27 protein-coding genes and 1 pseudogene are annotated in these 24749 nt (G+C 71.8%); 6 read left to right on the plus strand and 22 right to left on the minus strand.

The annotated features are described in order from the left end of the window. Positions 1-627, plus strand: coding sequence for a class I SAM-dependent DNA methyltransferase (locus tag ACWEOE_RS22315; protein ID WP_452012184.1), 627 nt, complete (start codon positions 1-3; stop codon positions 625-627). Here the strand turns inward: ACWEOE_RS22315 and ACWEOE_RS22320 are convergent, their stop codons facing one another. The 6 genes from ACWEOE_RS22320 to ACWEOE_RS22345 all read right to left on the minus strand — a co-directional run bounded on the left by ACWEOE_RS22320 (position 628) and on the right by ACWEOE_RS22345 (position 4465). Then, complete coding sequence (locus tag ACWEOE_RS22320; protein WP_452012185.1) at positions 628-1524, minus strand: isocitrate lyase/PEP mutase family protein; 897 nt, start codon at positions 1522-1524, stop codon at positions 628-630. A 338-nt stretch (positions 1525-1862) separates the two neighbouring features. Further along, positions 1863-2063 (minus strand): antitoxin, encoded by a 201-nt coding sequence (locus ACWEOE_RS22325; RefSeq protein ID WP_452012186.1) that lies wholly within the window; start codon positions 2061-2063, stop codon positions 1863-1865. 114 nt (positions 2064-2177) lie between these two features. Then, positions 2178-2477, minus strand: a complete 300-nt coding sequence (locus ACWEOE_RS22330) for a putative quinol monooxygenase (RefSeq protein WP_452012187.1) — start codon at positions 2475-2477, stop codon at positions 2178-2180. Between the two features lie 49 nt (positions 2478-2526). Then, the gene (locus tag ACWEOE_RS22335) at positions 2527-2793 is read right to left on the minus strand and encodes a hypothetical protein (protein ID WP_452012189.1); all 267 of its coding nucleotides are present in this window, start codon (positions 2791-2793) and stop codon (positions 2527-2529) included. Continuing rightward, complete coding sequence (locus ACWEOE_RS22340) at positions 2790-3020, minus strand: non-oxidative hydroxyarylic acid decarboxylases subunit D (protein ID WP_452012190.1); 231 nt, start codon at positions 3018-3020, stop codon at positions 2790-2792. The genes ACWEOE_RS22335 and ACWEOE_RS22340 overlap by 4 nt, the downstream gene beginning before the upstream one ends. A gap of 23 nt (positions 3021-3043) precedes the next feature. After that, positions 3044-4465 (minus strand): non-oxidative hydroxyarylic acid decarboxylases subunit C, encoded by a 1422-nt coding sequence (locus tag ACWEOE_RS22345; protein ID WP_452012192.1) that lies wholly within the window; start codon positions 4463-4465, stop codon positions 3044-3046. Between the two features lie 72 nt (positions 4466-4537). On the opposite strand from ACWEOE_RS22345, the gene ACWEOE_RS22350 reads away from it, so the two are divergent. Together ACWEOE_RS22350 and ACWEOE_RS22355 are read left to right on the plus strand one after the other, a co-directional pair. Then, positions 4538-4945 (plus strand): MarR family winged helix-turn-helix transcriptional regulator, encoded by a 408-nt coding sequence (locus ACWEOE_RS22350; protein WP_452012193.1) that lies wholly within the window; start codon positions 4538-4540, stop codon positions 4943-4945. A gap of 45 nt (positions 4946-4990) precedes the next feature. Beyond that, on the plus strand, positions 4991-6085 hold the full coding sequence (locus ACWEOE_RS22355) for a CaiB/BaiF CoA transferase family protein (protein WP_452012194.1): 1095 nt from the start codon (positions 4991-4993) through the stop codon (positions 6083-6085). 109 nt (positions 6086-6194) lie between these two features. Here ACWEOE_RS22355 and ACWEOE_RS22360 read toward each other — a convergent pair whose 3' ends face one another. From ACWEOE_RS22360 to ACWEOE_RS22370, 3 genes and pseudogenes are all read right to left on the minus strand, one after another. Next, positions 6195-7076, minus strand: a complete 882-nt coding sequence (locus tag ACWEOE_RS22360) for an MFS transporter (RefSeq protein WP_452012399.1) — start codon at positions 7074-7076, stop codon at positions 6195-6197. 16 nt (positions 7077-7092) lie between these two features. Further along, positions 7093-7353 (minus strand): annotated as a pseudogene (locus ACWEOE_RS22365) (MFS transporter); the annotation flags it as partial. 645 nt (positions 7354-7998) lie between these two features. Beyond that, positions 7999-8934 (minus strand): LysR family transcriptional regulator, encoded by a 936-nt coding sequence (locus ACWEOE_RS22370; protein WP_452012196.1) that lies wholly within the window; start codon positions 8932-8934, stop codon positions 7999-8001. Positions 8935-9137: 203 nt separating this feature from the next. Here ACWEOE_RS22370 and ACWEOE_RS22375 point away from each other — a divergent pair, with 203 nt between their 5' ends. The 3 genes from ACWEOE_RS22375 to ACWEOE_RS22385 all read left to right on the plus strand — a co-directional run bounded on the left by ACWEOE_RS22375 (position 9138) and on the right by ACWEOE_RS22385 (position 11170). Beyond that, positions 9138-9722: a hypothetical protein gene (locus ACWEOE_RS22375; RefSeq protein ID WP_452012198.1), complete on the plus strand. Its 585-nt coding sequence runs from the start codon at positions 9138-9140 to the stop codon at positions 9720-9722. 606 nt (positions 9723-10328) lie between these two features. Further along, entirely contained in the window at positions 10329-10724 is a 396-nt protein-coding gene (locus ACWEOE_RS22380; RefSeq protein WP_452012199.1) for a PPOX class F420-dependent oxidoreductase, read from the plus strand. A 29-nt stretch (positions 10725-10753) separates the two neighbouring features. Next, positions 10754-11170: a hypothetical protein gene (locus ACWEOE_RS22385; protein ID WP_452012201.1), complete on the plus strand. Its 417-nt coding sequence runs from the start codon at positions 10754-10756 to the stop codon at positions 11168-11170. Positions 11171-11278: 108 nt separating this feature from the next. On the opposite strand, the gene ACWEOE_RS22390 is transcribed toward ACWEOE_RS22385, so the two are convergent. From ACWEOE_RS22390 to ACWEOE_RS22450, 13 genes are all read right to left on the minus strand, one after another. Next, positions 11279-12838, minus strand: a complete 1560-nt coding sequence (locus ACWEOE_RS22390) for a purple acid phosphatase family protein (RefSeq protein ID WP_452012202.1) — start codon at positions 12836-12838, stop codon at positions 11279-11281. A 229-nt stretch (positions 12839-13067) separates the two neighbouring features. Next, entirely contained in the window at positions 13068-13604 is a 537-nt protein-coding gene (locus ACWEOE_RS22395; RefSeq protein WP_452012204.1) for an HD domain-containing protein, read from the minus strand. Then, positions 13601-14422 (minus strand): inositol monophosphatase family protein, encoded by an 822-nt coding sequence (locus ACWEOE_RS22400; protein WP_452012205.1) that lies wholly within the window; start codon positions 14420-14422, stop codon positions 13601-13603. The genes ACWEOE_RS22395 and ACWEOE_RS22400 overlap by 4 nt, the downstream gene beginning before the upstream one ends. Beyond that, the gene (locus ACWEOE_RS22405; RefSeq protein WP_452012206.1) at positions 14419-15621 is read right to left on the minus strand and encodes an alpha-D-ribose 1-methylphosphonate 5-triphosphate diphosphatase; all 1203 of its coding nucleotides are present in this window, start codon (positions 15619-15621) and stop codon (positions 14419-14421) included. Before ACWEOE_RS22405 ends, ACWEOE_RS22400 begins: the two co-directional genes overlap by 4 nt. A 43-nt stretch (positions 15622-15664) precedes the next feature. After that, positions 15665-16402 carry an ATP-binding cassette domain-containing protein gene (locus ACWEOE_RS22410; protein ID WP_452012208.1) on the minus strand — a complete coding sequence of 246 codons (738 nt, stop codon included), beginning with the start codon at positions 16400-16402 and terminating at the stop codon, positions 15665-15667. A gap of 5 nt (positions 16403-16407) precedes the next feature. Beyond that, positions 16408-18228 (minus strand): alpha-D-ribose 1-methylphosphonate 5-phosphate C-P-lyase PhnJ, encoded by a 1821-nt coding sequence (locus ACWEOE_RS22415; RefSeq protein ID WP_452012210.1) that lies wholly within the window; start codon positions 18226-18228, stop codon positions 16408-16410. Continuing rightward, positions 18228-19343: a carbon-phosphorus lyase complex subunit PhnI gene (locus tag ACWEOE_RS22420; protein ID WP_452012212.1), complete on the minus strand. Its 1116-nt coding sequence runs from the start codon at positions 19341-19343 to the stop codon at positions 18228-18230. The genes ACWEOE_RS22415 and ACWEOE_RS22420 overlap by 1 nt, the downstream gene beginning before the upstream one ends. Beyond that, positions 19343-19945, minus strand: coding sequence for a phosphonate C-P lyase system protein PhnH (phnH, locus tag ACWEOE_RS22425; RefSeq protein WP_452012400.1), 603 nt, complete (start codon positions 19943-19945; stop codon positions 19343-19345). The genes ACWEOE_RS22420 and phnH overlap by 1 nt, the downstream gene beginning before the upstream one ends. Positions 19946-19950: 5 nt before the next feature. Then, entirely contained in the window at positions 19951-20385 is a 435-nt protein-coding gene (gene phnG, locus ACWEOE_RS22430; protein WP_452012213.1) for a phosphonate C-P lyase system protein PhnG, read from the minus strand. Next, complete coding sequence (locus ACWEOE_RS22435) at positions 20378-21127, minus strand: GntR family transcriptional regulator (protein ID WP_452012214.1); 750 nt, start codon at positions 21125-21127, stop codon at positions 20378-20380. The genes phnG and ACWEOE_RS22435 overlap by 8 nt, the downstream gene beginning before the upstream one ends. Positions 21128-21239: 112 nt before the next feature. Continuing rightward, on the minus strand, positions 21240-22886 hold the full coding sequence (gene phnE / locus ACWEOE_RS22440; protein WP_452012216.1) for a phosphonate ABC transporter, permease protein PhnE: 1647 nt from the start codon (positions 22884-22886) through the stop codon (positions 21240-21242). Then, positions 22883-23671 (minus strand): phosphonate ABC transporter ATP-binding protein, encoded by a 789-nt coding sequence (gene phnC, locus ACWEOE_RS22445; protein ID WP_452012217.1) that lies wholly within the window; start codon positions 23669-23671, stop codon positions 22883-22885. The genes phnE and phnC overlap by 4 nt, the downstream gene beginning before the upstream one ends. After that, entirely contained in the window at positions 23668-24627 is a 960-nt protein-coding gene (locus ACWEOE_RS22450) for a phosphate/phosphite/phosphonate ABC transporter substrate-binding protein (RefSeq protein ID WP_452012218.1), read from the minus strand. Before ACWEOE_RS22450 ends, phnC begins: the two co-directional genes overlap by 4 nt. Between the last annotated feature and the right edge of the window lie 122 nt (positions 24628-24749).

Here is a 24749-nt window from a genome sequence, read left to right on the forward strand (position 1 = left end):
ATGGCCGAGGAAGCCACGGCACAGGAACTCTTCGACACCATCGGTGCGAAGTACGAGGAAGCCTTCGGCTCCCGACCGGTGGTGGACGACGCCATCAGGGAGCTGCTGGCCGGGCTGCGGCCTGGGGCGAAGGTGCTCGACATCGGCAGCGGGACCGGGCGGCCGCTGGCCTCGGAACTGGCCGCGGCCGGGCATCAGGTCACGGGGCTCGACGTGTCCGGCGAGATGGTGCGCATCGCGCGGGAGCGGGTGCCCGCGGCGAAGTTCCTGCACGTCGACGTGCGTGAGTGGGAGTCGGAGGCGGCGAGCTGGGACGCGATCTGCGCGTTGTTCTCGTTCGTGCAGCTGACCCGGGCCGAGACGGAAGGCGTGCTCGGCAAGGTCGCCGCGTGGCTGAAGCCCGGCGGACGGTTCGTGCTGATCACGGTGCCGGGTGACATCGAGGATCTGCCGATCGAGTTCCTCGGCCACCCCATCCGAGTCACGAGCTTCGCGGCGGAAGACCTCGAAAGCCGGATCCGGGCTGCCGGGTTCGAGGTGACCGAGACGCGGTCGGAGGTCTTCGAGCCCGGCGAGTCCGGTGCTCCGCAGGAGGAGCACCTCCTGATCACCGCGCGGAAACCCTGATCACTCCCCGGAGAACCGCTGCTCCAGGTCCTGCACCTCGGGCAGCCCGATGAGCGTCGTGAACTCGTCGAACGTCGGCACGCCCGGCAGCGCGGCCGACGGCGTGCCGTCGCGGCGGATGACGTCGAGCAGGGAGCGGATGCCGGCCGTGGCGGCGAGCAGGGTGCCGATGGGGTAGAGGACGAGGGAGAAGCCCAGCTCCGTGATGCGCGCGAGCGACAGCGGTGGCGTGCGGCCGCCTTCGGCCCAGTTGAACACCAGCGGCGCGACACCCCGCAGTTCGGTGGCCACGCGCTCGATGCTCTGCTCGCTCGTGGGCGCTTCGACGAACAGCACGTCGGCGCCCGCGTCGGCGTAGGCCTTGGCGCGGCCGAGGGCGTCGTCGAGACCGTGGACGGCGGCGGCGTCCGTGCGGGCGATGAGCACGAAGTCCGGGTCGCGCCGGGCGGCGGCGGCCGCGGAGATCTTGCCGACCATCTCCTCGCGCGAGATCACCGATTTGCCCGACATGTGCCCGCACTTCTTCGGCATCACCTGGTCTTCGAGGTGGATCGCGGACACGCCGGCCTGCTCGTACGCCCGTACCGTGCGCACCACGTTGATCGCGTTGCCGTACCCCGTGTCGGCGTCGGCGATCACCGGCACGTCGACGGCCGAGACGATCCGCGTCGCGTTGTCGATCATCTCCGCGCCCGAGAGCAGGCCCACGTCGGGCCGCCCGATCAGCGACGCGGTGGTGCCGAAGCCGGTCATGTACACGACGTCGAACCCGGCCTGCTCCACCAACCGGGCCGAAAGCGCGTCGTACGCCCCGGGCGCGACCAGCGGCGGACCGGCCGTCAGCAGTTCGCGCAGGCGCTTGCGCGGGGTTGCGGCGGTACCGAGCAGATTTCCCACGGAGTTCCTCCTTGTGTGCGTCCACCGCGAAAATACGCCTCCGCGCCACCTTGGGGATCGAGCGGGCCGACGGTACGGAGGAAGTGCTGCCCGGCAAGCACCACGTGGGCCCGCCGGTCGCGGCCTGGGGACACGCGAGGGAGCCCGTCGCTTCGACGTGGTCGTCGAGCGTCCATTGTAGACAAGTCCGGTGTGGACAATCCGGCGGAAGCGGGGTGTGGCGCGAAAAACCGGTCGCCGCACCAACCGGCCCGGAAACCGCGCCGTGGCAAGCACGAGGGGCCTCCCCGTCCGGCTCGGGATACCGGTGGGGAGGCCCCTCTGTGGTGCTGCCGCGGCTACTGCTGCTGCTGGTCCTCGCCGCCGCCGAAGCGTTCCTTCAGCTTGTCGGCACCCTGGTGGATCTGATCGCCGTGCTTGCCGCCGGTCTTGTCGTCGGCGAAGTCGGCGGCCTTGTCGACGCCCTGGCCGACCTTGTCCGGATGCTGGCCCGCGAACTCCTGCAGCTTCTCCTTGGCCTTGTCGAACATGCCGTCCATGTCGCGCTCCCTTCCGTCGTGCCGAATTCCGGTGGACGTTCCGAGGAGTACCCAGCCTTTCACCGGGTCAGCCTCATTGTCCCCTCATCGGGTGAGGTGGGAACGGGAGACTTTTCAGTTGAAGCGGCCGGCTCCGTCGAGGTAGGACACCTTGTCGACGGTGATCCCGCCGTCGAGCAGCTCGTCGGCGCGCGCGACGAGCCCCCGCAGGGCGTCGTTGCCACTGTGGACCTTCAGCGCATCGAGGTCGGCGAACATCTCGTAGAACACGAACTCGTCCTCACGCTTGTTCAGCAGGTAGAGCAACGTGCCCTCCTCCTGCCGCGCCGCGTCGACGAGCCCGCGCAGCAGCTGCTCCACCTCCGCCTCCTTGCCCGCTTTGGGACGGATGTAGGCGATCTGCGCGACTGTCATTCCTGACCTCCAAGGCGAAAATGGTCCCTGCCCGGCCAACGTACCGGCGTCACGGGGTCACGGTGGTGTGATGCTGGAAGGGCCACTGCGCCACCGGACGCGCGAGCAGCTCCTCCGGCGGGTCGGGCAGCCGTGGGGGAGTGGTGCTCCAGCGCGCGATGACCACCACGCGATCCTGCCCGCCGAGGTACACGTCGGCGCCGGCGAACTGCTCCGTGGCCGTGAGTGCCGGCACGGCCGTGGCCTCGACCCAGGCCAGCAGCTCCTGCTGCCGGCCCGGGGCCGCGCGGACTTCCCACATCAGTGTGTCGCTCATGCCCGCGACTCTAGTGGCGGGACGGCCGGCACGGCGGTGGCGCCGGTGATGTCCGCGACGGTGAGCCGGAACGCTTCGGGGTACTGCGCGCGCCGAGTGCGCCGGGCGGGTTCCGTGCTGCGCCAGGTGTAGCGGCAGCGCGGGCACTGGTGCACGGTCCACACACCGGCGACCGGCGAGTCGGCGAGCTTCGTGATGTCGGGGTTCTCACAGCGGGGGCAGGTCATGGGCGGGGCTCCTTCCGGTCGGTTCACCGGGCGGCCAGTTCGCGCAGTTTGTCCAGCCAGCGCTCGGTTTCGGGCAGGTCCCGCACCGGCTGGCTGAAGTGGCCGCGCTCGTCGGGCGGGACGGGGGTGGTCGCGTCGATGATCATCTTGTGGGTGATGCCCGCGGGGTCGGCCGCCGGGTCGAGGGCCACCACGGGCAGGTTCGGCAGGATCATCACGTCGCCGGCGGGGTTGACCTTCGTGGACACCGCCCACATCACCCGCGGCAGGTCGAACGGGTCGACGTCGTCGTCGACCACGATCACCGTCTTGAGGTAACCGAGGCCGTGCGGCGTGGTCATGGCGCGCATGCCGACGGCCTTCGCGAACCCGCCGTAGCGGGACTTCGCGGAGATGATCGCCAGCAGGCCGTGGGTGTACATCGCGTTCACCGCCCGCACCTCGGGGAACTCGGCCGTGAGCTGCTGGTGGATCGGCACGCAGGTGTTGGCGGCCATGAGGAAGTCGATCTCGGTCCAGGGCATGCCGAGATACAGCGACTCGAACACCGGGTGCGTGCGGTGGGAGATCCGGTCGATCCGGATCACGGGCATGGCGCGCCCGCCCGAGTAGTGGCCGGTGAACTCGCCGAACGGCCCCTCCAGCTCGCGGCGCCGGCCGAGGATCACGCCCTCCAGCACCACTTCCGCGCCCCACGGCACGTCGAGGCCGGTCAGCGGCGCGGCCGTGACGGGAGCGGGGGCGCCGCGCAGGGCACCGGCCAGCTCGTACTCGTTCTGGTCGTAGGCCAGGGGCGTGGCGGCGACGATGGGGATCACGGGGTCGTTGCCCAGCGTGATCGCCACCGGCAGGTCCTCGCCCGCCCGCTCGGCTTTCGCCAGCTGCAGCGCGATGTCGTGCATCGGCACGGGCTGGATGCCCAGCTCGGCGGGGCCTTTCACCTGCAGGCGGTAGATGCCGACGTTCTGTTTGCCGTCGTCGCCCGGATCGTCCGGGTCCCGTGAGACGACCGCGGCTTTGTCCAGGTAGAAACCGCCGTCGCCGTCGTTGAGGCGGAACAGCGGCAGCACGGAAAACAGGTCCACGTCGGCGCCCTCGAGCACGTTTTCGGCCCACGGCGGGTCGTCACGGCGTTCCACGGGCACCGGGAAGGTCTCCCAGCGGCGGATGAACTCCGCGACCTGCTCGCGCACGCCGGTCGAGGCGGGCAGCCCGAGGGCGAGCGCGTGGTTGGCCCAGGAACCGTGGACGTTGAGCGCGATGCGGGCTTCGGTGAAGCCCTCGACGTTGTCGAAGTACAACGCGGGGGCGGCGTCACCGAGCTTCGGCGCGGCGTTGGCGGCCGCGGCGAGGTCGGGTTCGGGGGCGACCTGCTCGGTCACCCGCAGGAGCTGGCCCTCCTCCTCGAGCGTGGTGAGGAACGACCTCAGATCGTCGTGGGGCACGGCGCTACCTCCTCCGGTGTCGCGGCAAAAGTTTGTATACGAACCGTTCGTCTTCATACTAACATGGAGATCATGACGAGCCGGATGGACGAGTCGGTCTTCCACGCCTTGCGGCGCGCGTTGCAGGAGCACGGCGCGCGCTGGCAGGCGAAGCTGCCGGGGCTCACGAAGCCGCAGTACGCCGTGCTGCTGGCGATCTCCGAGACACCCGGGCTCGACCAGGCGTCGGCCGGGCAGCGTGCGGCCACGGACAAGGCGACGCTCGCGAACTTGCTGCTGCGCCTGGAAGAACGCGGGCTGATCACGCGCACCGTGGGCGCCGACCGGCGCCGGCGCGAGCTGCGGCTCACGCCGGCGGGGGAGGAGCTGCTGGCCGGGGCGACGCCCGTGGTCGACGGCGTGAACGAGTCGATGCTGTCCCCGCTCGACGCGGACGAACGCCGTCAGCTGGTGGCGTTGCTCACCAAACTGGCGATCTGAGGCCCGGTAGGGTCGGGCGATCGGCACCGAGGCTGAGGAGGGCACGTGGCGGGACCGCTGAGCGGACTGAAGGTGGTGGAGCTGGCCGGCATCGGCCCGGGTCCGCACGCGTGCATGGTGCTCGCCGACCTGGGTGCCGACGTCGTGCGCGTGGAGCGCCCCGCGGGCTCGCTCGACCTCACCGGCGGCAAGCCCGACCCGCTGCTGCGCGGCCGGCGTTCCGTCGCGGCGGACTTGAAGACGCCCGAAGGTCGCGACCTCGTGCTGCGCCTGGCCGCGAAGGCCGACGTGCTCGTCGAAGGCCTGCGGCCCGGTGTCACCGAACGCCTCGGGGTCGGCCCGGCCGATTGCCACGCGCTCAACCCCCGCCTGGTCTACGGCCGGATGACGGGCTGGGGGCAGGAAGGCCCGCTGGCGCAGCGCGCCGGGCACGACATCAACTACATCGGGCTCGTCGGCGTGCTCAACGCGATCGGCCGCGCGGGCGAGCGCCCGGTGCCGCCGCTCAACCTCGTGGGCGACTTCGGCGGCGGCTCGATGTTCCTGCTCGTCGGCGTGCTTTCCGCGCTGTGGGAACGGGAACGCACGGGCCAGGGCCAGGTCGTGGACGCCGCGATGGTCGACGGCACGAGTGTGCTGGCCCTCATGGTGTGGTCGCTGCGCGGACTGGGCGTGTGGTCCGACGAGCGCGGCGTGAACCTGCTCGACGGCGGCGCGCCGTTCTACGACACCTACGTGTGCGCGGACGGTCGCTACGTCGCCGTCGGCTCACTGGAGCCGCAGTTCTACACGGCACTGCTCGCCGGGCTCGGCCTGGACCCGGCGGATCTCCCGCCCCAGCAGGACAAAGCGGGCTGGCCGGCACTGCGGGCCGCGTTCACCCGGGCGTTCCTCACGCGCACGCGCGACGAGTGGACCGAGGTCTTCGGCGGCGTCGACGCGTGTGTGACCCCGGTGCTGGAAGCGGACGAGGTCGCCGCCCACCCGCACATCGCCGCGCGCGCCGGGCTGGTCGAGCTCGACGGCGTGCTGCAGCCCGCGCCGGCGCCGCGGTTTTCGCGCACCGCACCGGATCTGCCGTCGTCTCCGCCGAAGCCGGGCGCCGACACCGACGAGGTCATCGCGGACTGGGGCATCTGACCGGCGAGGTCCGCGCGCGGCTGCGAGGAGCCAGCACGAGCACCGCCACCGCGATCGCCGCCCCGCACCCGCCGACGAACAGGAACACCGGCGTGTAGCCCAGCGAAAGTTAGATCTGGCCGACCAGCAACGGCCCGAAGACGTTGGCCAGCCGGCCCGCGCCGTAGCAGAGGCCGGTGGCCGTCGCGCGGATCTCCGCCGGGAACAGGCGCGGGGTGTGGGAGTAGCACAGCGCGACGAGCGTCTGGTTCAAGGCCGCCACGAGAAAACCGAAGATCACGACTGCGGCCGAGCCGAACGTCAGTCCATAAGCGACACCCGAGCCGGCGAACAGCAGGCTGAACACGGTGAGCGGCCCACGCAGCTCGAAGCGGTCGGACACCGGCCACGCCAGCAACGCGCCCGGAACCGCGCCGAGCGTGGTCAAGGCGGTGTAGCCGACGCTGCGGGTGAGGGTGAACCCGTGCTCGTGCAACAGGGTCGGGGCGAACGACGCGAAGCCGTAGTAGCTGATGGTGAGGAAGATCCACAGCGCGAGCATGGCCGTGCGGCGCGCGAAGCGGCCGGTGAACAGCTCGCGCACCGGCGCGGGGGCCTCGGTGGCGGTGGCGAGCGGCAAGCCGGCGCGGCGTTCGATTTCGGCGGCGGTCCGGGCGGCTTCGGTCTCGCGGCCCTGGGCGCGCAGCCACGCCGGTGACTCCGGCAGCCACCGGGTGATCACCAGAGGCGCGAAACCCCATGCGCCGAACACGAACACGAGCCGCCAGCCCTGAGGTCCCAGGTCGATCACGGCTCGCGCGAAGAAGGCCATGGCGGGGATCCCGAGCAGCCCGGCGGCGAGCGTGCCCGCCTGCACGCGGCCGCGTTGCCCGGCCGGAACCAGTTCGGTCAGGTAGGTGACCGCGACGGCGGTCATCGCGCCGAGGCCGCAACCGGTGAGGAACCGGGTGGCCAGCAGGCTCGTGGTGTCGAAGGCGCCGGCGTTGGTCAGGGGAGCAGACGGAGAACCACAGCACGGACCCGCGCAGCGCTCGCTTGCGCCCGAGGCGCTCGCCCAGCCGTCCGCCCACGGCGGCGCCGACGAACATGCCGAGGAATCCCGCCGCGGTGATCACGGAGATTTCGCGCACGCTGACGTGCAGCGCGTGCTGCACGGCGGGCGCGACGTAGGCGAAAGAGTCGAGGTCGGCCAGTTCGAAGGCGAAGCAGAGCGCGAGGGTGCCCGCCACCTGCCCCGGGTGGTGGCCCGGTCGGGCTCGCGGGGTCACGTCAGTCCCTTTCGGACCTCAGTGTTCGGAAGGGGTGTTCGGCCAGGGGGTGTTCGCAGCGGTACCGCCCCGCCGAGGGTGGCGGCGGGGCGGTACCGGATCGGGCGACCGCGTCACCGATCGGCGTCGGTGATCACTTCGGTCGGTGGCGCCGTTTCGGTGCCGAGCGCGCAGGCGAGAGCGGCGAGCTCGGCCGGGGTGGCTGTCGGGTTCACCAGTCGGCCTTGCGTGCGGATGACTTCGTCACGGGACAGGCTCCTTTGCTCGATCGGAGGAAAAAGGAAACGAGCCGGGGGAGAGGGGAAGCCTCGGAAGTGGTGGTGAGGTGGTCGTGGGTCGCGCGCGGTGCTGCTCGCACAGACCGGTCGGCCCCCTCGGCCGGCCGGTTCGCCCGAACAGCACCCCGGGCACCGCGACCTGGCCCCCGCACGACGGTGGGCAACCGCCGTGCCGCCCGGGGGCCGAGAACGGGAGTGACGCCGGTGGGAGGTCCGTCGTCGAGGTGGTCCGCCGCGGTGAGCGGGACCGCGCCACCGGCTTCCGGCGCGCGGGACCCGCAAGTCCCGGTGCGCGCGGTGGTGGCGGCCATGATCACGAAGCGTAGGGAGCCGCGCGGCGGGGAAACAACGCCATCGTGCGGCGAGATCATTGCACCCTTCGCAACGGTTCGGACATGCGTTTGCCGTGGGCGCGGGCGATGCGCGCAAGCGTTTGCACGTTGTCGGTGACGGTGGAACTGCGGTGCCACGCCAGGAAGATCGTGCGGCCGGAGAACGACGGGTCGTCGATGGGGATGCGGGTGATGCGGGGGTGCTGGTGGTCGTTCATGCCCTCGGGCACCACCGACACGCCGATCCCCGCGCCGACCATCGACTCGACGACGAACAGGTCGTTGCCCTCCACCGAGATGCGCGGCACGAACCCGGCCCGCGCGCACGCGTTGACCATGTGCGTGCGGCTGCTCGACCCCGGTTCCATCGCGACGAACGGCCGCTCGCTCACCTCGCGCAGCGACACGCGTTCCCGGCCGGCGAGTTCGTCGTCCACCGGCACGGCCAGCAGCAGCGACTCGGTGAACAGCGGTTCCACCACCAGATCCGACTCGATCGGCGCCACCGAGGAGAAGGCGGCGTCGGCGTCCCCGCGCAGCAGCATTTCGACGACGCCCGTCGCCGGGCTCTGGGTGCAGCGCAGGCGCAGCTCGGGGCGTTCTTCGAGCAGATCGGCCAGCACGCCCGGCACGAAGCCCAGCCCGAGCGAGTACGTGTGCGCGATCCGCAGCAGCCGTTGGGGTTCGCCGGCGTCGGCGAGCGCCGCGCCGACCGCGTCGGACCGCGCCCGCAGCACGGCGTGGGCCTCGCGCACGAGCACGTGCCCCGCCGGCAGCATCCGCACGCGGCGGCCGTCCTGCTCGACCAGCCGGATCTCCAGTTTCCGCTCGAGTGCGCGGATCCCGCGCTGGACCGTCGCCACGCTCACCCCGAGCTCCGTGGCGGTCTGCCCGAAGTGCTCGGTGTCGGCGAAGCTCAGCAACAGCTCGAGGTCCGCGAAGGTGACCTTGCCGGCGCGTCCGTCGTCCACCCGCACGATTATCCGCCGACGACCGAAGTGACGGATGTGGCCACGAACGTCACCTTCCGGCCTGGTCGTGCGAGATGCCGTTCCACCAGCGACGATCCAAGTACACGGTCGTGTGAGAGTGGGTCCGAAAGTACCCGCGACGCTGCCCCCGAGGTCATTTCGGCGGTGTGGACCACCCGGCCGGTGCCGTTATCGTCACCCGGATGAGGGCGGCGCTGGGGGCGGACTTCCGCCGGTTGTGGTGGGCTTCGACGGCGAGCGAGGCCGGCTCCGCCCTCGGCTACGGCGCGATGCCGCTCGTGGCCGTGCTGATCCTCCGCACGCCGGCCGCGCAGGTTTCGCTGCTCGCCGCCGTGCCGAGCCTCGCGGGCGCCCTGCTGGCACTCCCGCTCGGCGGCTACGTCGAGTTCCGGCGCAAACGCCCGGTCATGATCACCGCCGACGTCGTGCGGTTCGCCGTGCTCGCGACCGTGCCGCTGACGATCGCGCTGGGTGTGGTGTCGCTCGCCCAGCTCTACGTGGTCGGCATCGCGCAGACCACGGCGCTCGTCGCCTTCACCGCCGCGTCCGGTGCGCACCTGCGCGCGCTCGTCCCGGGCCGGCACCGCGCCGACGCCGCCGGCCGCTTCGAAGCGGCGAGCTGGACGGTGAACTCGGCCGGCCCACCTTCCCACCTGGCTGCGGTGTGGGGACGCTCGGCAAGATGGTTGTTCGTGGCAGCGCTTGGCAGCACCTTCGGTAGCGTTGCCCGACCGTTTCGAACCGGGTGCCGAACGATACCCGTGTGAGGTAATCCTGGGCTGTGGTTGGCAGGTAACCAGCAGGTCAGGGAGTTGTCCACAGGTATCGCGAGTTGTGGATGATCAAGGCCGGAACCTGTTTGATCACCCATTTTTGTCGGTGTGGCTCGATACGCTGGAAGCGGGCAGGCCCCCTAGGGAGGGCGGGGTCTGTCCCGTGGGGGATTGGCTCTGGTTTTGGTCCTGGTTTCCGTCTGATTCGTCTCGCAGGTCATGCACGGCTGGTGTCGAGGCGGCATAGTTGTGAGGCCGCGCGACTGAGCCAGTGCGCAGGCCATCCCGGTCTCGAGAGCCGTCCGACTGAAGACGGCGGTATCGCTGCGGCCTGCGCTCGACGCGCGCCCCGCGCTGTCCCTGCCCGCGCGCGACGCCCTCGCCCTTTGCCGGGATTTTGTCGCGGGCCGGAGTTCCCGTTCACTGGCCGGAATTCCCCGGCGAGTTCGCGTTCCTGATGATCGGAATGCTGCCGCTGATCGCCGCGCGGGGGTGGTGTGCGTGCTCAGCGTTGCGCTGCTGCTCGTCCCCGTCCGGAAACGCGCGCCACGGAACGAACCTGGCTCCGTGACCCCCGCGCGGGGCGGCTAGCGTGGCCGCATGGATCTCCCCGAGGAGCTCGTCGCGCTGCTGGAGCAGCCGAGCCTCTGCTTCATCGCCACCACGATGCCCGACGGTTCGCCCCAGCTGACGCAGACGTGGGCCGACACCGACGGCAAGCACATCCTCGTCAACACCGTGGAGGGTTTCCGCAAGGTGCGCAACATCGAGCGCGACCCGCGGGTGGCGCTGAACATCGCCGACGCCACGCACCCGCACCGGTACTTCACCGTGCGCGGGCGCGTGCTGGAGACGACGACGGACGGCGCGGCCGAGCACATCGACAAGCTCGCCCACCGCTACACCGGCCGGCCCTACGCGTGGTACGGCGGGCGCGACCAGGTGCGCCTGCTGCTGCGCATCGAAGCCGAGCACATCGGCTCGATGGGCCACTAGCGAGCCTGTTCCGGGGAAGGGGGCCAGCCGTGCAACGTCAGGTTCTGCTCATCGATTTCGGGGCCATCGGCGGTGCGCCGGCCGGAACGCCGCCGAGCTTCGACGTGAAATCCGGGCCGGGGACGATCACGGTGCTCGAAGGCAGCGCGGACGCCGCGCCCACCTCGGCGTCCTACGAAACGCACGTGGTCTTGACGGGCGACACGAGCTTGCGCGAGGACGGCGTCGTGACCTTCGACCGAGGCGGACTGCGGCTGTCCTGCGTGGCGGACGGCGTCTCCGAGCCGTCGGCGGAGGAGGGAACCGCACGCGGCGCCATCGTGTGGCGGGCCGAGGGGTTCGGGGACTGGGCGGGGGTGACCGGCCTGGTCACCGCGAACTTCGAAATCGAGATGTCGACCGGCCGGGGCCGCGACCGCCACGTGTACCGGCTGTTCCTGCCCTGACGGCGCGCCGCTGGCCTCGGCCCCGTGAGAACGGCGCCGCCAATTCCGAAAAGCGGAAAGGGCGCCATCCCGGCCCACCCGGATGGCGCCCCGCCCTGGAGGTTCCGCTCAGCCGTCGGAGCGGCGGCGGTGCAGCGAGAACTTCTCGAACACCGACAGCTCGCCGTGCGGCTTGTTCACGTTGTAATACGTCACGTGCATCGTCGTGGTGTCACCGCGGTGGCGTCCCGGGTCCACGGTGAACGACGCGAAGCCGTAGGGGTGCTCCTCGTCGCGGACGGCGCTCCACACGGCCTGCTCCTTGACGTACGTCGACACGCGCTTGCCCGACGTCGGGTCGGCCTTCGGTGACACCGCGGTGATGACCTTCGCGGTGCCGTCCTTGAAGAAGCTGCCGTTGGTGGTGCCGGAGACCCCGCCACCGCCGAGGACCATGTGCACGGTGCCGTGCGTGGCGTCGATGTTGTCGGTCGCGGTGGAGACCGGGTTCGGCGTGAGCGTCTCGCTGCCGGAGACCACGCCGTGCACCGCGAGCGAACGCTCGTAGTCGTGCTCGTGGCCGCACAGCACCAGGTCCACGCCGTACTTGTCGAACAGGGGCCCGTACTTCTCGCGCAGGCCGAGGTCGGCGCCGTTGGCGTCGGAGGTGCTGATCATGACCTGGTGCATCGCGACGACGATCCAGTCGATGTCCCGTGACGCGCGGGCCGCGGCCAGCTCCTTCTTCAGCCAGGCCAGCTGGCGGCCGCCGGAGTAGCCGTTGATGTAGACGTCGCCGCCGTCCTGCAGGGCGTTGTCGTCGTTCTGCAGCACGATCACGCGCACCGAACCGGCGGTGAAGCTGTACCAGAGGCCGGCCAGCTCGCGGTCGGTCTCGGTGGAGGGCAGGTCGAAGTAGGCCTGGTAGGCGGACAGGCCGATGTCGCCGTTCTGCTTCTCGATCTCGTGGTTGCCGGCGGCGGGCATCCACGGCCGGTAGCGCGCGGAGCGGGTGTTGTTGGTGAAGAAGTTGTTCCAGGTGCGCACGCGGTCGACGTCGAGGTTCGCGTAGCAGAGGTCGCCGTTGAGCAGGTGGAACAGCGGCGCGACGGTCTCGACGCCCGTCACGATGTCCTTCGTGGCCGGCGTTGAGTTGGCGTCGAGGCCCACGGCGCCCGCGGCGTTCCAGGTGACTTGCGGCGCCGACTGGTCGCCGAAGCTGGTGAAGGTGAAGGCCGAGCGGCCACTGGGGGCGGTGCGGAAGGTGGCCGCGTCGGGCGTCGCGCCGTCGTGCTGCGCGGCGTAGATGTACTCGGTGCCCGGACGCAGGTGGTCGAGCAGCGCGTGGTGCACCCACACGGTGCGGCCGGACGTGCCGTCGACGTAGGTGCGCGTGTCGGCCTGCGCCACGGCGCCGAAACCGCCGTCGAGCGTGCCGTACAGCACGCGCGGGCGGCGCACGGAACCCTCGGTGATCCAGGAGACCACCATCTGGCGCGCGGGGTCGCGGCCGAAGGTGAGGTGCAGGCCCTGTACCGGTGTCGTGCCGGAACCGACCTGCGGCACGAACTCGGCGCTCTGCGGGGCGGCACTCGCGACCCCGGTGCCGAGCAGCGGCACGGCCGCTCCGGCGCCCAGCAGACCGAGTGCTCCCCGGCGGCTGACGGTGTGTTTGCTGGACTCGGACATGCACCCTCCTCGGCTTCGGCCAGGCGAACCTAGGCGGGCCGGCCGACGCGGCGATGAACGAAACCTGTCAGCCGCGTGAAGTGTGCGGCGGCGGGCAGGGCCTTGGGCCGGACGGTCCAATCTGGACACCCGACGTGCGGAACTTTTCGGTCATCGAGGCGAAAACGCCACGGGCGGCGCACCTGGACGGCGTCGTCGACGTCCAGGCACGTCGCGTTCGGGGGGATGCCTAGCGCGCAGCCAGGAACCGGTCGTATGCGGCGAGCACGTCCTCGGTCGTCAGCGCCGGGCCGTTCGGGTCCTTGGCGTCGTCGTCCCAGCGGCGCACGAGCACGGCCTCTTCGGCGTTCGGGTGCGCGGCGAACTCGGCGACCTCCTCGGGCGTCATCGGACCGCCCTGCACCTTCAGCGAAGCGACCGACGCGGGGCTGAGGTGATCGTGGTACTCCGCGTCGGTCGCGACGAGATAGCGCTTGGCCGGCACGTGCTGCGCGATGATGAACGCGGCCCGCTCGCCGAGGTGCCGGCGGGCGAACTCTGCACCGGACAGTTCGTGCGGCAGCTTCGGCCATTCCTCGCGCACGGCCTTCGCGCGGCCGATGTCGTGCAGGGTCGCGGCGAGCACGAGCTCGTCGTCGCCGCCGTGCTGCGCGGCGAACCAGCCGGCCTGCAGCGCGTGGGTGCGCTGGTCCACCGCCTCGCCGCCGTAGGGCAGGCCGGCGAGGCCGTCGACGAGCTCGGCGAGCGCTTCTCGAGTGAGGGTCACGAGTTCTCCTTCAACGTGCTCGCGAGCTCTTCCGCGAGCTCACGGGTGGCGGCGACGACACCGGACCAGCGGCGCGTCAGGTCGGGGTCGATCTCCAGCGGACGGCCGTTCACGTCGAGCACGGCGCCGCCGGCGGCGGGGACCATGACCATCGCCGCGGCGAGGTCCATGATGCGGTGGGTGTCGGAGCCCGCGTCGGCGAACGCGTCGGTGGACCCCTCGGCCACCAGCGCCGCCTCCAGGCAGCTCGAGGACAGGATCCGCACGCGCGCGGCGCGCTTGGCCACACGCCACCAGGCCGGGTCGTCCGAACCGTGGGGCCGCAGCAGGCTCACGGCCGCGCCGTCGAGCTCACGCCGGCCCGTGGTGCGGTAGGGGGTGGGCTGCCCGGCCACGGCGTGCCAGCACCGGCCGGTGTCGAGCCAGCAGGTCAGTGCCTCGGTCGCGACGCCGTCCACCGCGACGACCCCCGCGAACGCCGAGAGCGGCACGCCGGCCGCCGCGTTGGCGGTGCCGTCGACCGGGTCGACCACGAGTGTCACCGACGAACCGTGGTCGATCACGCCGATCTCTTCGCTCAGCAGGTTGACCCGGTGCTTGTCGACTACCTCGGCGACGGCCGTGTCGACGAGGATGTCGAGCCGCATCGTCGGGGTGCCGTCGGCGCCGATCTGGACCTTTTCCGCCAGTTCCGCCCGGGTGTGCTTCGCCCGGGCGGCCGCGAAGGCCGCCACGGCCGCGCGAGTGGCGTCGGCGAGCGCCGGGTGCGTGCCCTCGGGGATCACGGGCTCGGGCACCGGCCATCCGATGTAGGTCATGCCTTGCTCACCAGCGTCGTGTGCACGACCGGCCACTTCGGGCCCGCCGCGATGAGCGCCAGGTCGGCGCGCCGGCCGGGTTCGAGGCGACCGCGGTCGTCGAGCCCCGCCACGGCGGCGGGACCGCTCGTGACGAGCCCGATGGCTTCGGGCAGGGACACGAGGCCGTCGTCGACGAGCGCGAACGCCGCCGCGAGCAGGCCCGAGGGCAGGTAGTCCGACGCCAGCGCCGTCACCAGGCCCAGCGCCACGAGGTCGCGGCCCGACGCGTTGCCGTTGTGGGAACCGCCGCGCAGCACGTTCGGCGCGCCCATGACCACGGGCAGGCCGCGTTCACGAGCTTCCCGCGCCGCCTCGACGGTGGTGGGGAACTCGGCGACGGAACCCCCGCGTTCCACCAGCTCGCCGATCTCCTCGGCCGACGCGGGATCGTGGCCCAGCAGGCGGATGCGGCCCGCGCTGGCCTGCTCGCCCAGCCACGCCATCGCGTCCTCGCGCACGCCGAGCCGGCCGTCGCGCTCGGCGATCAGGCTCGTCACGTGCTCGGCGGCCTCCTCCTGCGACAGCCCGCGGGTGCCGACGAGGTAGCGCTCGTAGTAGCTGCGGTCGGCGTACTGACCCTGGCCCGGCGTGTGGTCCTCGTGCGACACGAGCGGTGGGACACCGGTGTCCGGGGCCACCGCGATCCGCGCCTGCAGCGCCTGCAGGCCTTCGGGGGAGCGGACGTCGAGCCGGTACAGGATCCGGTGGTCGACCAGGCTCGCCGAGCGCTCGTCCACCGCGTGGCACACGTCGCGGGCGCGCTCGACCGTGCGGGCCAGCCCGCGGCCGTGGCTCTGCTCGAACCCGGCGCCGTGGAACGCGGTCGTCACGGCCGCCGCGCGCAGCTTGCCCTCGAACGACAGCAGCGCGAACTCCATCGGCAGCTCGGCACCGGGCCGGGGCAGCCGCTCCTTCTCCAGGCCGTCGCTGTGCACGTCGACCAGGCCCGGCACGCACAGCAGGCCCTGACCGTCCACATCGCCCTCGACGCCCGCCGTGTGCGGCTCCACGGCGGCGATCAGGCCGTCGCGCACCACCACGAGCGCGTCGTCGAGCACGCGGTCCGCCAGCACCGCGCGTACGTGCCCGAGCACGTAGCTCGCGGGTGGCGCCCCCAGTGTCCACTCTGTCCGGGACTCGAACACCTCGGTCGTCATGCCGCCCAACCTTCTGGGTAGGGAGTGAGAACGTCGGCAGTGGTCATGCCACTTCCTCCAGGATTTCTTCGGGCGCGCCGTCGCGAGCGATGCGTCCGTCGCTCATCAGCACGACGCGGGAAGCCAGGCGCCGCATGGCGTCGAGGTCGTGGAACACCGCCAGCACCGCCACGCCCTGTGCGGTGAGCGAGGCGATGAGGTCCAATGCGGACTCGCGGTTGGCCGGGTCCAGAGCGGACACCGGCTCGTCGAGCAGCAGCAGCCGCGGCGGCCGCACGGTGCCCGCGGCGAGGTTCACGCGCTGGCGTTCCCCGCCCGAGAGCACCGAGCAGTCGACGTCCCACAGGGCCTCGTCGAGGTTGAGCCGCTTCAGCGCTTCGGCCGCGGCTTCGCGAGCTTCGGCGCGGTCCACGCCACGTCGGCGCGCCGTGGCCGCGACGACCTCCAGCGGCCCGGTGCGCGGGGGAGCGGCCAGGAACTGGGACACGTAGCCGAACTCGCGGCCGCGCACCCGCGCCATCGCGCGGTCGGGCAGTTCGGTCAGTTCCAGTTCGGTGCCGTCGGCCGTGCGCAGCCCGACCGAACCGGAGTCGGGTAGGTAGGTGCGGTTCACGCACCGCAGCAGCGACGACTTGCCGGCACCGCTGGGCCCGGCGAGCGCCACGTGCTCGCCGGCGCGCACGTCGAGGTCCACGCCGTGCAGCGAGTGCACGGTGCGGCCGTCGATCGTGTGCAGCGTGAACGACTTGCGCAGGCCGCGCAAGGACAGGACGGTGGACACTTCGGTCACCTCCGGGCCGCGGCGACGAGCCGCTGGGTGTAGGGGTGGTGGGGGTCGTGGAAGAGCTGGTCGGTGAGCCCGCGCTCGACCACGCGCCCGAGCTGCATCACGAGCGTGCGGTCGGTGAGGGCGTCGATCACGGAGAAGTCGTGGCTCACCACCACGGCCGCGATGTCGCGTTCGGACAGCAGACCGCGCAGCAGGTCGAGCACACCGGCGGCCACCGACGCGTCGAGCCCCGTGGTCGGCTCGTCGAGCAGCACCACCGGCGGCTCGGTGGCGAGTGCCTTCGCGATCTGCACGCGCTGGCGCATGCCACCGGAGAACGTGCCCACGGGGTCGTCCATCCGCGACAGCGGCACCTCGACGCGGTCGAGCAGCTCGGCCGCGCGCCGGCGGATGTCGTGGTAGCCGCGCCAGCCCGCGGCCGTGAGGCGCTCGGCGATGTTGCCGCCCGCGCTCACCCGCAGGTCGAGCCCATCGGCCGGGTTCTGGTGCACCACGGCCATCGCGTCCACGCGCAGGCCGCGCCGCTCGGCGTCGGGCAGGGTGAGCAGGTCCGTGCGCCCACCGTCCACAGTGGCCAGCCGAACCTCGCCGGCGGTGGCGCGCTCGTCGCCGATCACGCACGCCAGCACGGTCGACTTGCCGGAACCCGACTCGCCGATCACCCCCAGCGCCTCGCCCGGCGCGACGTCGAACGACACGTCCCACGCGGCCACGATCGCGCCCGTCGCGGGGCTCACCGCGGTGCCGTGCTCGGGGCCGGTGCCGGGAACCGCGTCTGCGCCGCCCGCACCGTGCACCTTGCCGATGCCGGTGACCTTCAGCGCCCACTCGGGCGCGTCCGCGGCGATCTCGCGCCGCGGCATCTCCCGGTGCTCCGCCGTCGTCACAGTGGCGCGGGCACGCCGGCCCGGGTCGGGCAGCAGGCTCAGCGGTGCGCGGTGGTAGTGGCCCGTCACGTCGGCGTCGCCGGCACGCACGCGGGCGCACCACTCGGTATCGCTGCAGGCGTAGGCACCGCTGGTCCCCGCCGCCACCAGGAACGAATCGTCGCGGCCGCACAGCTTGCACACCGCGCCCGGCGTGTACTCGACCTCGAACGGCACGTCGTCGAAGGTCAGGGGCCTCACGTCGGTGTTCGGCGGCACGGCGTAGATGCGCTTCTCGCGGCCCGCGCCGAACAGGTTCAGCTGCGGGGACTGGTGCAGCCGCGGCACGTCCCAGCGGGGAATCGGCGTCGTGGCCATCACGTACCGGCCGCCGACGAGCACGGGGTAGCCGGTCGTCCGGGTGATCATGCCGTTGCGGACGATGTCCTCGTACAGGCTCACCCACATCGCCGAGTAGTCGCCCTCGGCGTGCATCCGCCCGCACTCGGCCATGGACTTCTCGACGCCGCGCAGCGGTTCGGGCACCGGCACCTGGTACACGAGCACGTCGCCTTCCGACAACCTCTCCTCCGGCACTCGGTGTCGCGTTTGGACGATCGTGGCCTCGCGGGTGTCGGCCGTCTCGGCCGCACCCGTGGTGGCGGCGATCATGCGGCGCAGGTTGGTGGCGTTCACGCCGGCGTCGTCGCCCTGGTCGATCACCTTCACGGTGTCGGTCGTGCCGACCACCGCGAGCGTCACCTGCAGACCACCGGAACCCCAGCCGCGGGCAACCGGCATCTCCCGGGAGCCGAAGGGCACCTGGTACCCGGGCACGCACACCGCGGTCAGCGCCGCGCGGCGGACCTCGCGCTTGCCGCCCTCGTCGAGGATGCCCGCGGGCTCGGCCACGGCTTCGAGGTCGGCGAGCAGTCGTTCGGTCGTGGTCATCAGCATTCCCCTCCGAAGGGCTCGGACTGCCGGGGCGCCGGTCCTTCGCCGGCGGCGGCCGCGGCCTGCAGAGCCCGCTTGCGTTCCACCATCGAGCGGAACGTGACGTAGTGCGGGAGCTTGAGGTGCTCCAGGAAACCTCCGGAGTCGAGCCCGTCGGTGGTCAGCAGCAGGAGCTGCTCCAGCGGCCCGGACTTGCCGAAGCGGCGGTTGGCGATGTCCAGGTTCGCCATCGCGATGGCCTTGCGCTCGTTGTGGCCGAAGCACAGCCCGTAGCCCACGTCGAAGCGGCTGCGGTCCTCCTCGGCGCCGTTGAGGTCCTCGATGGCCTCGGCCTCGGTCACCCGGAAGGTGCCGACGGACACCGGGTTGCCGGTGTGCGGGTGCTTCACGCGCAGCGGCAGCCGGCCGTGGCGCACCTCGCCGAGCGTCACCTCGTGGAGGTTGCCGTCGGGCCCGAGGATCGAGCGGTACCACAGCGACACGAGCGCGCCGGTCTCCGCGCGCGCCATGGCGGCCAGCGCGGCCGAGCGCGGGGCCGGCGGCCGGGCGGGCTTGCGCGTGAGGTCGAACGGCTCGGTGTCCTCGGCCTCACCGCGGTGGTCCACGGCGAGGTCCAGCTCCCGCAGCAGGTCGAGGAACCGGCGCGGCCGGCGCTGCTCGTCCGTGCGTGGCTTCGGGGTGCTCGCCACGTGCTCGTCGGCGGCGGGCTGTGCGGCCGGCTTTTCGAGCAGGCGTCCGGTGTAGTCGGTGGTGCGGCCCAGCAGCTGCGGGCCGTCCGGCTCGCGGAACGCCGGCACGATCCGGCGCAGGATCAGCATCTCGTCCGGGTCCACCGGCTCGCCGACGGCCAGGCGCGGCAACGTGGACCGGTAGGCGCGCAGCAGGTGCGACGCCTCCAGCGGGTCGCCCTCGGCCTGGCGGAACGCCGCGGCGGCGGTGTCCTCGTCGAACAGCCCGGCCTCGCCCATCACGCGGTCGACCGCGAGCCGGAACCGGGCAACGATCTGCTCGGTGTCGGCCCACGCCACCGGCGCGTGGTCCCGGGCGCGGCGCACCAAGTCTTCGGCCGCGAGGATGGCTTCGAGCCCGCCCCGGGCTCCCGAGTACCCCATCAGTCCTCCTCGACGATCGTGGTGGTGCGCGGCAGGCCGACGACACGACCGTCGTCGGTCACCAGCAGCAGGTCGATCCCGGCCGGGTAGCCGGCCACGGCTTCGGCGCGCGCGGCGACGAACCCTTCGGGCAGCCCCCGCGGGGCCAGCGTCAGTTCGCCGGGCACACCCGCCCCGGAGATCCGCCAGCGGTGGTCTCCGCCGTCCACATCGGACACGGCGAGCGCGGCCAGTGCGGCGTCCTCCGGGGCCGGTGCGCTGCCACGGCACAGGCGGGTGATCTCGTCGGCGGTCACCGGGCGCACGGCGGCGACGAGGCGGGCGAGCTCCAACGGCCGCATCGGCGCGGAGGTCGCCAGCGCCACGGCGTCGGCCCAGTTCGTGCTCTCCTCCAGCACGCACACGCCGGTGCCGAGGTCGGCCAGCGCGAGCACCGGCAGCACCGCGGGATCGTTCGCCCGCACCAGATCCGGTGGCAGGTCCTGCGGGGTGCCCGGCCGGGAAAGCGCTTCCAGCACGGTGCGGAACACCAGCTGCGACTCGGCGGGGCGCAGCACCGCGTTGGCGGTGGGAGTGGCGGTGGGAGTGGTGGTGGCGGTCATGGCGATCACGTCAGCTCCTCGAACTCGACCACGGTCGGGGCCAGCTCGGCCCACTCGCGTTCTTCGCGCTCGACGAGGCGGCGCGCGACCTCCCGGCACAGCTCGTCCACTTCGGACGCGTGTGCGCGGCCGGCCTCGACCTCGGCGTCGAGCACCGCGGCGGCGAGCACGGCCGCGCGGTCGTCGCCCAGGCGCATCGCCCAGCCGCGGTGCCCGGCGAGCTCCACCTCGGCGCGGCAGGCGAGCACGTCGCCGAGCAGGAACCGGTCACCCGCAACGGGTTCGCGCACCTGCGTCGACACGGTGCCGACCTCCGGCGTGAGCAGCACCCGCACGTCGGTGCCATCGGCGAGGCAGGCGTCGGCGAGCGCCCGCAGTTCACCGGGTTCGGCTTCGGCCAGCAGACCGCAGCGCTCCTCCCGGCCCAAGGGGTCAGTCACCCTGTTCTCCTTCGTGTTTCGCGGGGAAGGCCGGGTCTTCCAGCTCGACGACCACGCGGACCGCGTCCATGCGCGTCCACGCGTTGCTGGTCATGAGAACCCGGCCGGATTCGGCGTCCCGGTTGACGCTCTCGATGCACCACACCGGGACCCTGGCCTCGATCTGCAGGCCGCGCAGCACCTCGGCCGGCGGGATGTCCACACTCGCCCGGAACCACGCGCGCACCGGCTGCACGCCGCCTAGCTGCCGCAGCACCAGGTCCACCGACTCCACGCTGTGCAGCGCGATGTCGATGTTCGGGGCCACGTCGACGGGGATCAGCTCCTCGGTCCAGGAGGCGAGCAGGTCGTCGATGAAGAAGTGGCGGATCACCCGGTACACGGGCGAGCCCACCGGCCGTTCGAGCCGCTTGGCCGCCGCTTCGCACGCTTCGACGCGTTCCACGCCCTTGATCTGCGAGCGCGGGGTGGCGCCGGCCGCGGCGACCGTGGCGTGCCAGGACGGCGGCCGGCTGTGCGAGATCACGTAGTCGATGCGCCGGCTCACGAACGTTCCGGCGCCCTGCACGCGGCGCACGAGCAGCCGCCGCTCCAGTTCCTGCAGGGCCGATCGGGCGGCCGCGCGGCCGACCCCGAAGCGGGTGGCGAGCTCCGGCTCGCTCGCCACCCGCGCTCCGGGTTCGTAGGCCACCAGCTCGGTGGCCAGCTGGTCGGCGATGTCGAGGTACCTCGTCGAGGTCATGTCACCCACAGTGCTCGCCGGCCTTGTCCGGACAACTGCGCTGTGGCCAACGCCCGCACGCCCGAAGGTGAACATCAGCGACAGTTGTCGCCGGCCGCGGCCGGTGCCGAACTCAGCGCAGGACGTGCCGCAGCCAGACCGCGAGCAGCTCCACGAGCAGCACCGTGACGAACACCAGGATCAGAACCGTGGTGACCACGCCGAACTCGATCACCCGCGAAGCGCTGAGCAGGTCGAAGCCGATCCCGCCCGCTCCGACGATGCCCAGCAGCGTCGCCGAGCGGATGTTGGTGTCGAGCTGGTAGAGCACGTGGGCCACGAACGCGGGAGCCGCCTGCGGCAGCGTGCCGGTGAAGAACACCTGCCACGGCCCGGCCCCGGTCGCCCGGATCGCCTGCTCGACACCCGGGTCGACCTCTTCGAGCGAGTCGGCCACGAGCTTGCCCAGCAGCCCGACCGCGCCCACGGCGAGCGCGAGCGTGCCGGCCACCGCACCGAGCCCGGTGATCACCACGAACACGATCGCGAGCACCAGCTCGGGGATACCGCGGATCAGCACCACGATCAGCCGGAACGTGCGCGCCACCCACGCGGCCGGCGCGACGTTGCGCGCGGCCAGCGCCCCGATCGGCAGCGCCAGCACCGCCCCGAGCACCGTGGCGCCCAGCGCGATCTGCACGGTGACCCACAGGTCGTCGAGCAGCTGGCCGAAGATCCCGGCCGTCTCGGGCGGCCAGAACAGCCCCGCCGTCTGCCCGAGGTTGCCGAGCGCCCCGAAGAACTGCGCGGGGTCGAGGTCGGCACCCCACGCGGACGCCGCGATCACCAGCACGGTCACCAGTGCGTAGGCCGCCTGGCGGACCCGGCGGAACGTCCACCCGGGACTGACCTGGTCGCCCCGCTGCACGGGGATCGCCACTGTCTTGCGGGTGTCCTGCCCGCGCAGCAGCGCGCGGCGGATGGCGCCGGAGAGCAGTTCCACCGCAACGCACAACAGCAGCACCACGAGGGCGAGCGCCATGCCGCGCGGGTAGTCGAGCTGCTGGAACGCCGTGGCGATGGCGTAACCGAGCCCGTCGACACCGACGAACCCGAGCACCACCGACACCCTGAGGTTGATGTCGAGCCGGTGCAGCGCGGTCGCCACGAACGCCGGCAGCACCTGCGGGAGCACCCCGCTCACGAGCTCCTGGAACGTCCCGGCGCCGCCCGCTCGCACCGCCGAGCGCGGGCCTTCGTCGATCTGCTCGACCGCGTCGGCGTACATCTTCCCGACCATGCCGACCGAGTGCAGGCCCATGGCCAGCACGCCGGTCATGGCGCCGAGGCCGAAGATCCGGAAGAACACGATGGCGAGCACCACGTCGGGCACGGCCCGGGCCAGCACGATCAGCGTGCGGGCCCCGACGCGCGCGGTGCGGTGCGGTGTGGTGTTCTCGGCCGCGAGCAGCGCCAGCGGCACGCTGAGGATCACCGAAAGCAGCGTCGCGGACACCACGATCGCCAGCGTTTTCCCGCACAGCTCCAGCAGCTCGCCCACCGGCGGGAAGTCGAGCGGGAACATCCGGCCGGCGAAGTCGACCGCGTTGTCGGCGCTGTCGACGAACGTGGCGACGTTGATCTTCAGGTCCGCCACCGCCCACACGCCGACGGCGACGATCGCGGCGAGGACGAGCCACGCCGCCGTGCCACCGGCGCGTGGCCGGGAGAGGGTCCGCTGCGCCACGCGGGCGGTGGACAGCGGCGGCGCGGCGGTCATCCGACGGCCGCGGGCACGGGCAGCGAAGCCGCGGCCACCTTGGCGTAGAGGCCCATGGCCGCGTCGCGGTCCAGCCCGGCCACCGGGGTGTCGAGCACCGCCTGACCGCCGCGCAGGCCGACCACGCGGTCGCCCCAGCTCAGCGCCAGGTCGACCTGGTGCAGGCTGCACAGCACCGTGAGCTTCTGCTCGGCCCCGATCTCCCGGATCAGGGCCATGACCTGAGCCGAGGACTCGGGGTCGAGCGAAGCCACCGGCTCGTCGGCGAGCAGGATTTCCGGCCGCTGCATCAGCGCCCGCGCCACGGCGACGCGCTGCTGCTGGCCACCCGAGAGCGTGTCGGCCCGCTGGAACGCGCGGTCGAGCAGACCCACGCGCTCCAGGTGGCCGAGCGCTTCGAGCCGCACGGACTTCGGGTAGGTGAACAGGCCCAGCCGCGGCCCGCGCAGGCGCCCGAGGGCGCCCGCGCACACGTTCTCCAGCACCGTGAGGCTGCCGATGAGGTGGAACTGCTGGAACACGAACCCGATCCGCCGGCGCAGGCGCCGCAGCTCGCTGCCGCGGGCCTGGCCGACGTCGGTGCCGAGCACCGTGACCGAGCCGCCGGTGGGCCGCTGCAGCCCGTCGACGTGGCGCAGCAGCGTGGACTTGCCCGAGCCCGAGAGCCCGAGCAGGACCACGACCTCGCCCGGGTGCACCTTCAGCGAGACCTCGTCCAGCGCCCGGACCTGGGGCCCGAAGTGCTTGCTGACGCCGTCGAAGACGATGACCGGTTCGTCGGTCACGACGCGGTGCACTGCTTGTCCTTGGTGGTCTCGCAGACCTTGCGGACACCGGCGTAGAACGCGTCGTCGACCTTGGCGTAGCCCCAGTCGCCGGCGTCGTCGATCGCCTTGCAGGCGGTGGAGCACATGCCGTTGGCGTTGAGGTAGTCGACGTTGGCCTTGTTCTGGAACACGTCGGTGATCTTGGCCTTCAGGTCGGCCGAGAGGTCGTCGTCGACCGCGACCGGCGAACCGGCGATGATGTCGGACTTCCAGACGGTGTTGATGTCGCCCTTCTTCAGCTGACCCTTGTCGATGAGGATCTTGTCGACCATCACGTCCTCGGCGAAGCCGGCGTCGCACTGGCCGCTGTTCACCGCGAGCACCGAAGCGTCGTGGCCGCCGGTCATCACCGGGGTGATGTCCTTGACCGGGTCGATGCCGGCCTGCAGCAGCGCGGCCTTCGGGTAGAGGTAACCCGAGGTCGACGCCGGGTCGACGAAGCAGATCTTCTTGCCCTTGAAGTCGTTGATGCTCTTGATCGGCGACCCGGCCTTGGTGATGCCGTAGGACTTGTAGCCGGGCGTCTCACCCTTGGCCGTGATACCGGCGGCGACCGGGCTGGCCTTCACACCGCTGTTCTTGGCGAGCACGTAGGAGAGCGGGCCGTAGTTGGCGATGTCGACCTTGCCGCTGCGCTGCGCCTCGATCACCGCGGCGTAGTCGGTGGCCGGCTGGAACTTGACCTTCTTGCCGGTCTCCTTCTCGAGGAGGTTGATCACCGGCTGGAAAGCCTGTTGGAGGCTCGTCGCGTTCTCGGACGGAACCGCCGAAAAGACGAGCTCGTCGGGGTTGCGACCGCCAGCATCGGCTGCGTTGCCGGTGTTCGTCGCCGCGCTCTGGCCGCACGCGGCCAGGAGGAAGGCGGCGGCCACGCCGAGGACGGCCGCGGCCGTGCGTCGGGGGAGACGGGACATCGGGGACTCTCCTTCATTCCGCCCGGGGACGGGCGTCGTCGTGTTGACGTCCCGAGAGTCGTTCCGGCCGATGCAGGTGAGGAGAAGCCATGGTTACGCTTCGTAGAACTCCGTGCGTAGCT

The sequence above is a fragment of the Amycolatopsis sp. NPDC004368 genome (assembly GCF_053602515.1).

Bases quoted from the DNA above. Each gene is read 5' to 3' on its own strand.
- ACWEOE_RS22315 (WP_452012184.1), top strand. From the start codon at position 1: ATGGCCGAGGAAGCCACGGCACAGGAACTCTTCGACACCATCGGTGCG.
- ACWEOE_RS22325 (WP_452012186.1), bottom strand. From the start codon at position 2,063: ATGGACGGCATGTTCGACAAGGCCAAGGAGAAGCTGCAGGAGTTCGCG.
- ACWEOE_RS22330 (WP_452012187.1), bottom strand. From the start codon at position 2,477: ATGACAGTCGCGCAGATCGCCTACATCCGTCCCAAAGCGGGCAAGGAG.
- ACWEOE_RS22335 (WP_452012189.1), bottom strand. From the start codon at position 2,793: ATGAGCGACACACTGATGTGGGAAGTCCGCGCGGCCCCGGGCCGGCAG.
- ACWEOE_RS22340 (WP_452012190.1), bottom strand. From the start codon at position 3,020: ATGACCTGCCCCCGCTGTGAGAACCCCGACATCACGAAGCTCGCCGAC.
- ACWEOE_RS22350 (WP_452012193.1), top strand. From the start codon at position 4,538: ATGACGAGCCGGATGGACGAGTCGGTCTTCCACGCCTTGCGGCGCGCG.
- ACWEOE_RS22375 (WP_452012198.1), top strand. From the start codon at position 9,138: ATGAGGGCGGCGCTGGGGGCGGACTTCCGCCGGTTGTGGTGGGCTTCG.
- ACWEOE_RS22380 (WP_452012199.1), top strand. From the start codon at position 10,329: ATGGATCTCCCCGAGGAGCTCGTCGCGCTGCTGGAGCAGCCGAGCCTC.
- ACWEOE_RS22390 (WP_452012202.1), bottom strand. From the start codon at position 12,838: ATGTCCGAGTCCAGCAAACACACCGTCAGCCGCCGGGGAGCACTCGGT.
- ACWEOE_RS22400 (WP_452012205.1), bottom strand. From the start codon at position 14,422: ATGACCTACATCGGATGGCCGGTGCCCGAGCCCGTGATCCCCGAGGGC.
- ACWEOE_RS22405 (WP_452012206.1), bottom strand. From the start codon at position 15,621: ATGACGACCGAGGTGTTCGAGTCCCGGACAGAGTGGACACTGGGGGCG.
- ACWEOE_RS22415 (WP_452012210.1), bottom strand. From the start codon at position 18,228: ATGACCACGACCGAACGACTGCTCGCCGACCTCGAAGCCGTGGCCGAG.
- ACWEOE_RS22420 (WP_452012212.1), bottom strand. From the start codon at position 19,343: ATGGGGTACTCGGGAGCCCGGGGCGGGCTCGAAGCCATCCTCGCGGCC.
- phnH (WP_452012400.1), bottom strand. From the start codon at position 19,945: ATGACCGCCACCACCACTCCCACCGCCACTCCCACCGCCAACGCGGTG.
- ACWEOE_RS22435 (WP_452012214.1), bottom strand. From the start codon at position 21,127: ATGACCTCGACGAGGTACCTCGACATCGCCGACCAGCTGGCCACCGAG.
- phnE (WP_452012216.1), bottom strand. From the start codon at position 22,886: ATGACCGCCGCGCCGCCGCTGTCCACCGCCCGCGTGGCGCAGCGGACC.
- ACWEOE_RS22450 (WP_452012218.1), bottom strand. From the start codon at position 24,627: ATGTCCCGTCTCCCCCGACGCACGGCCGCGGCCGTCCTCGGCGTGGCC.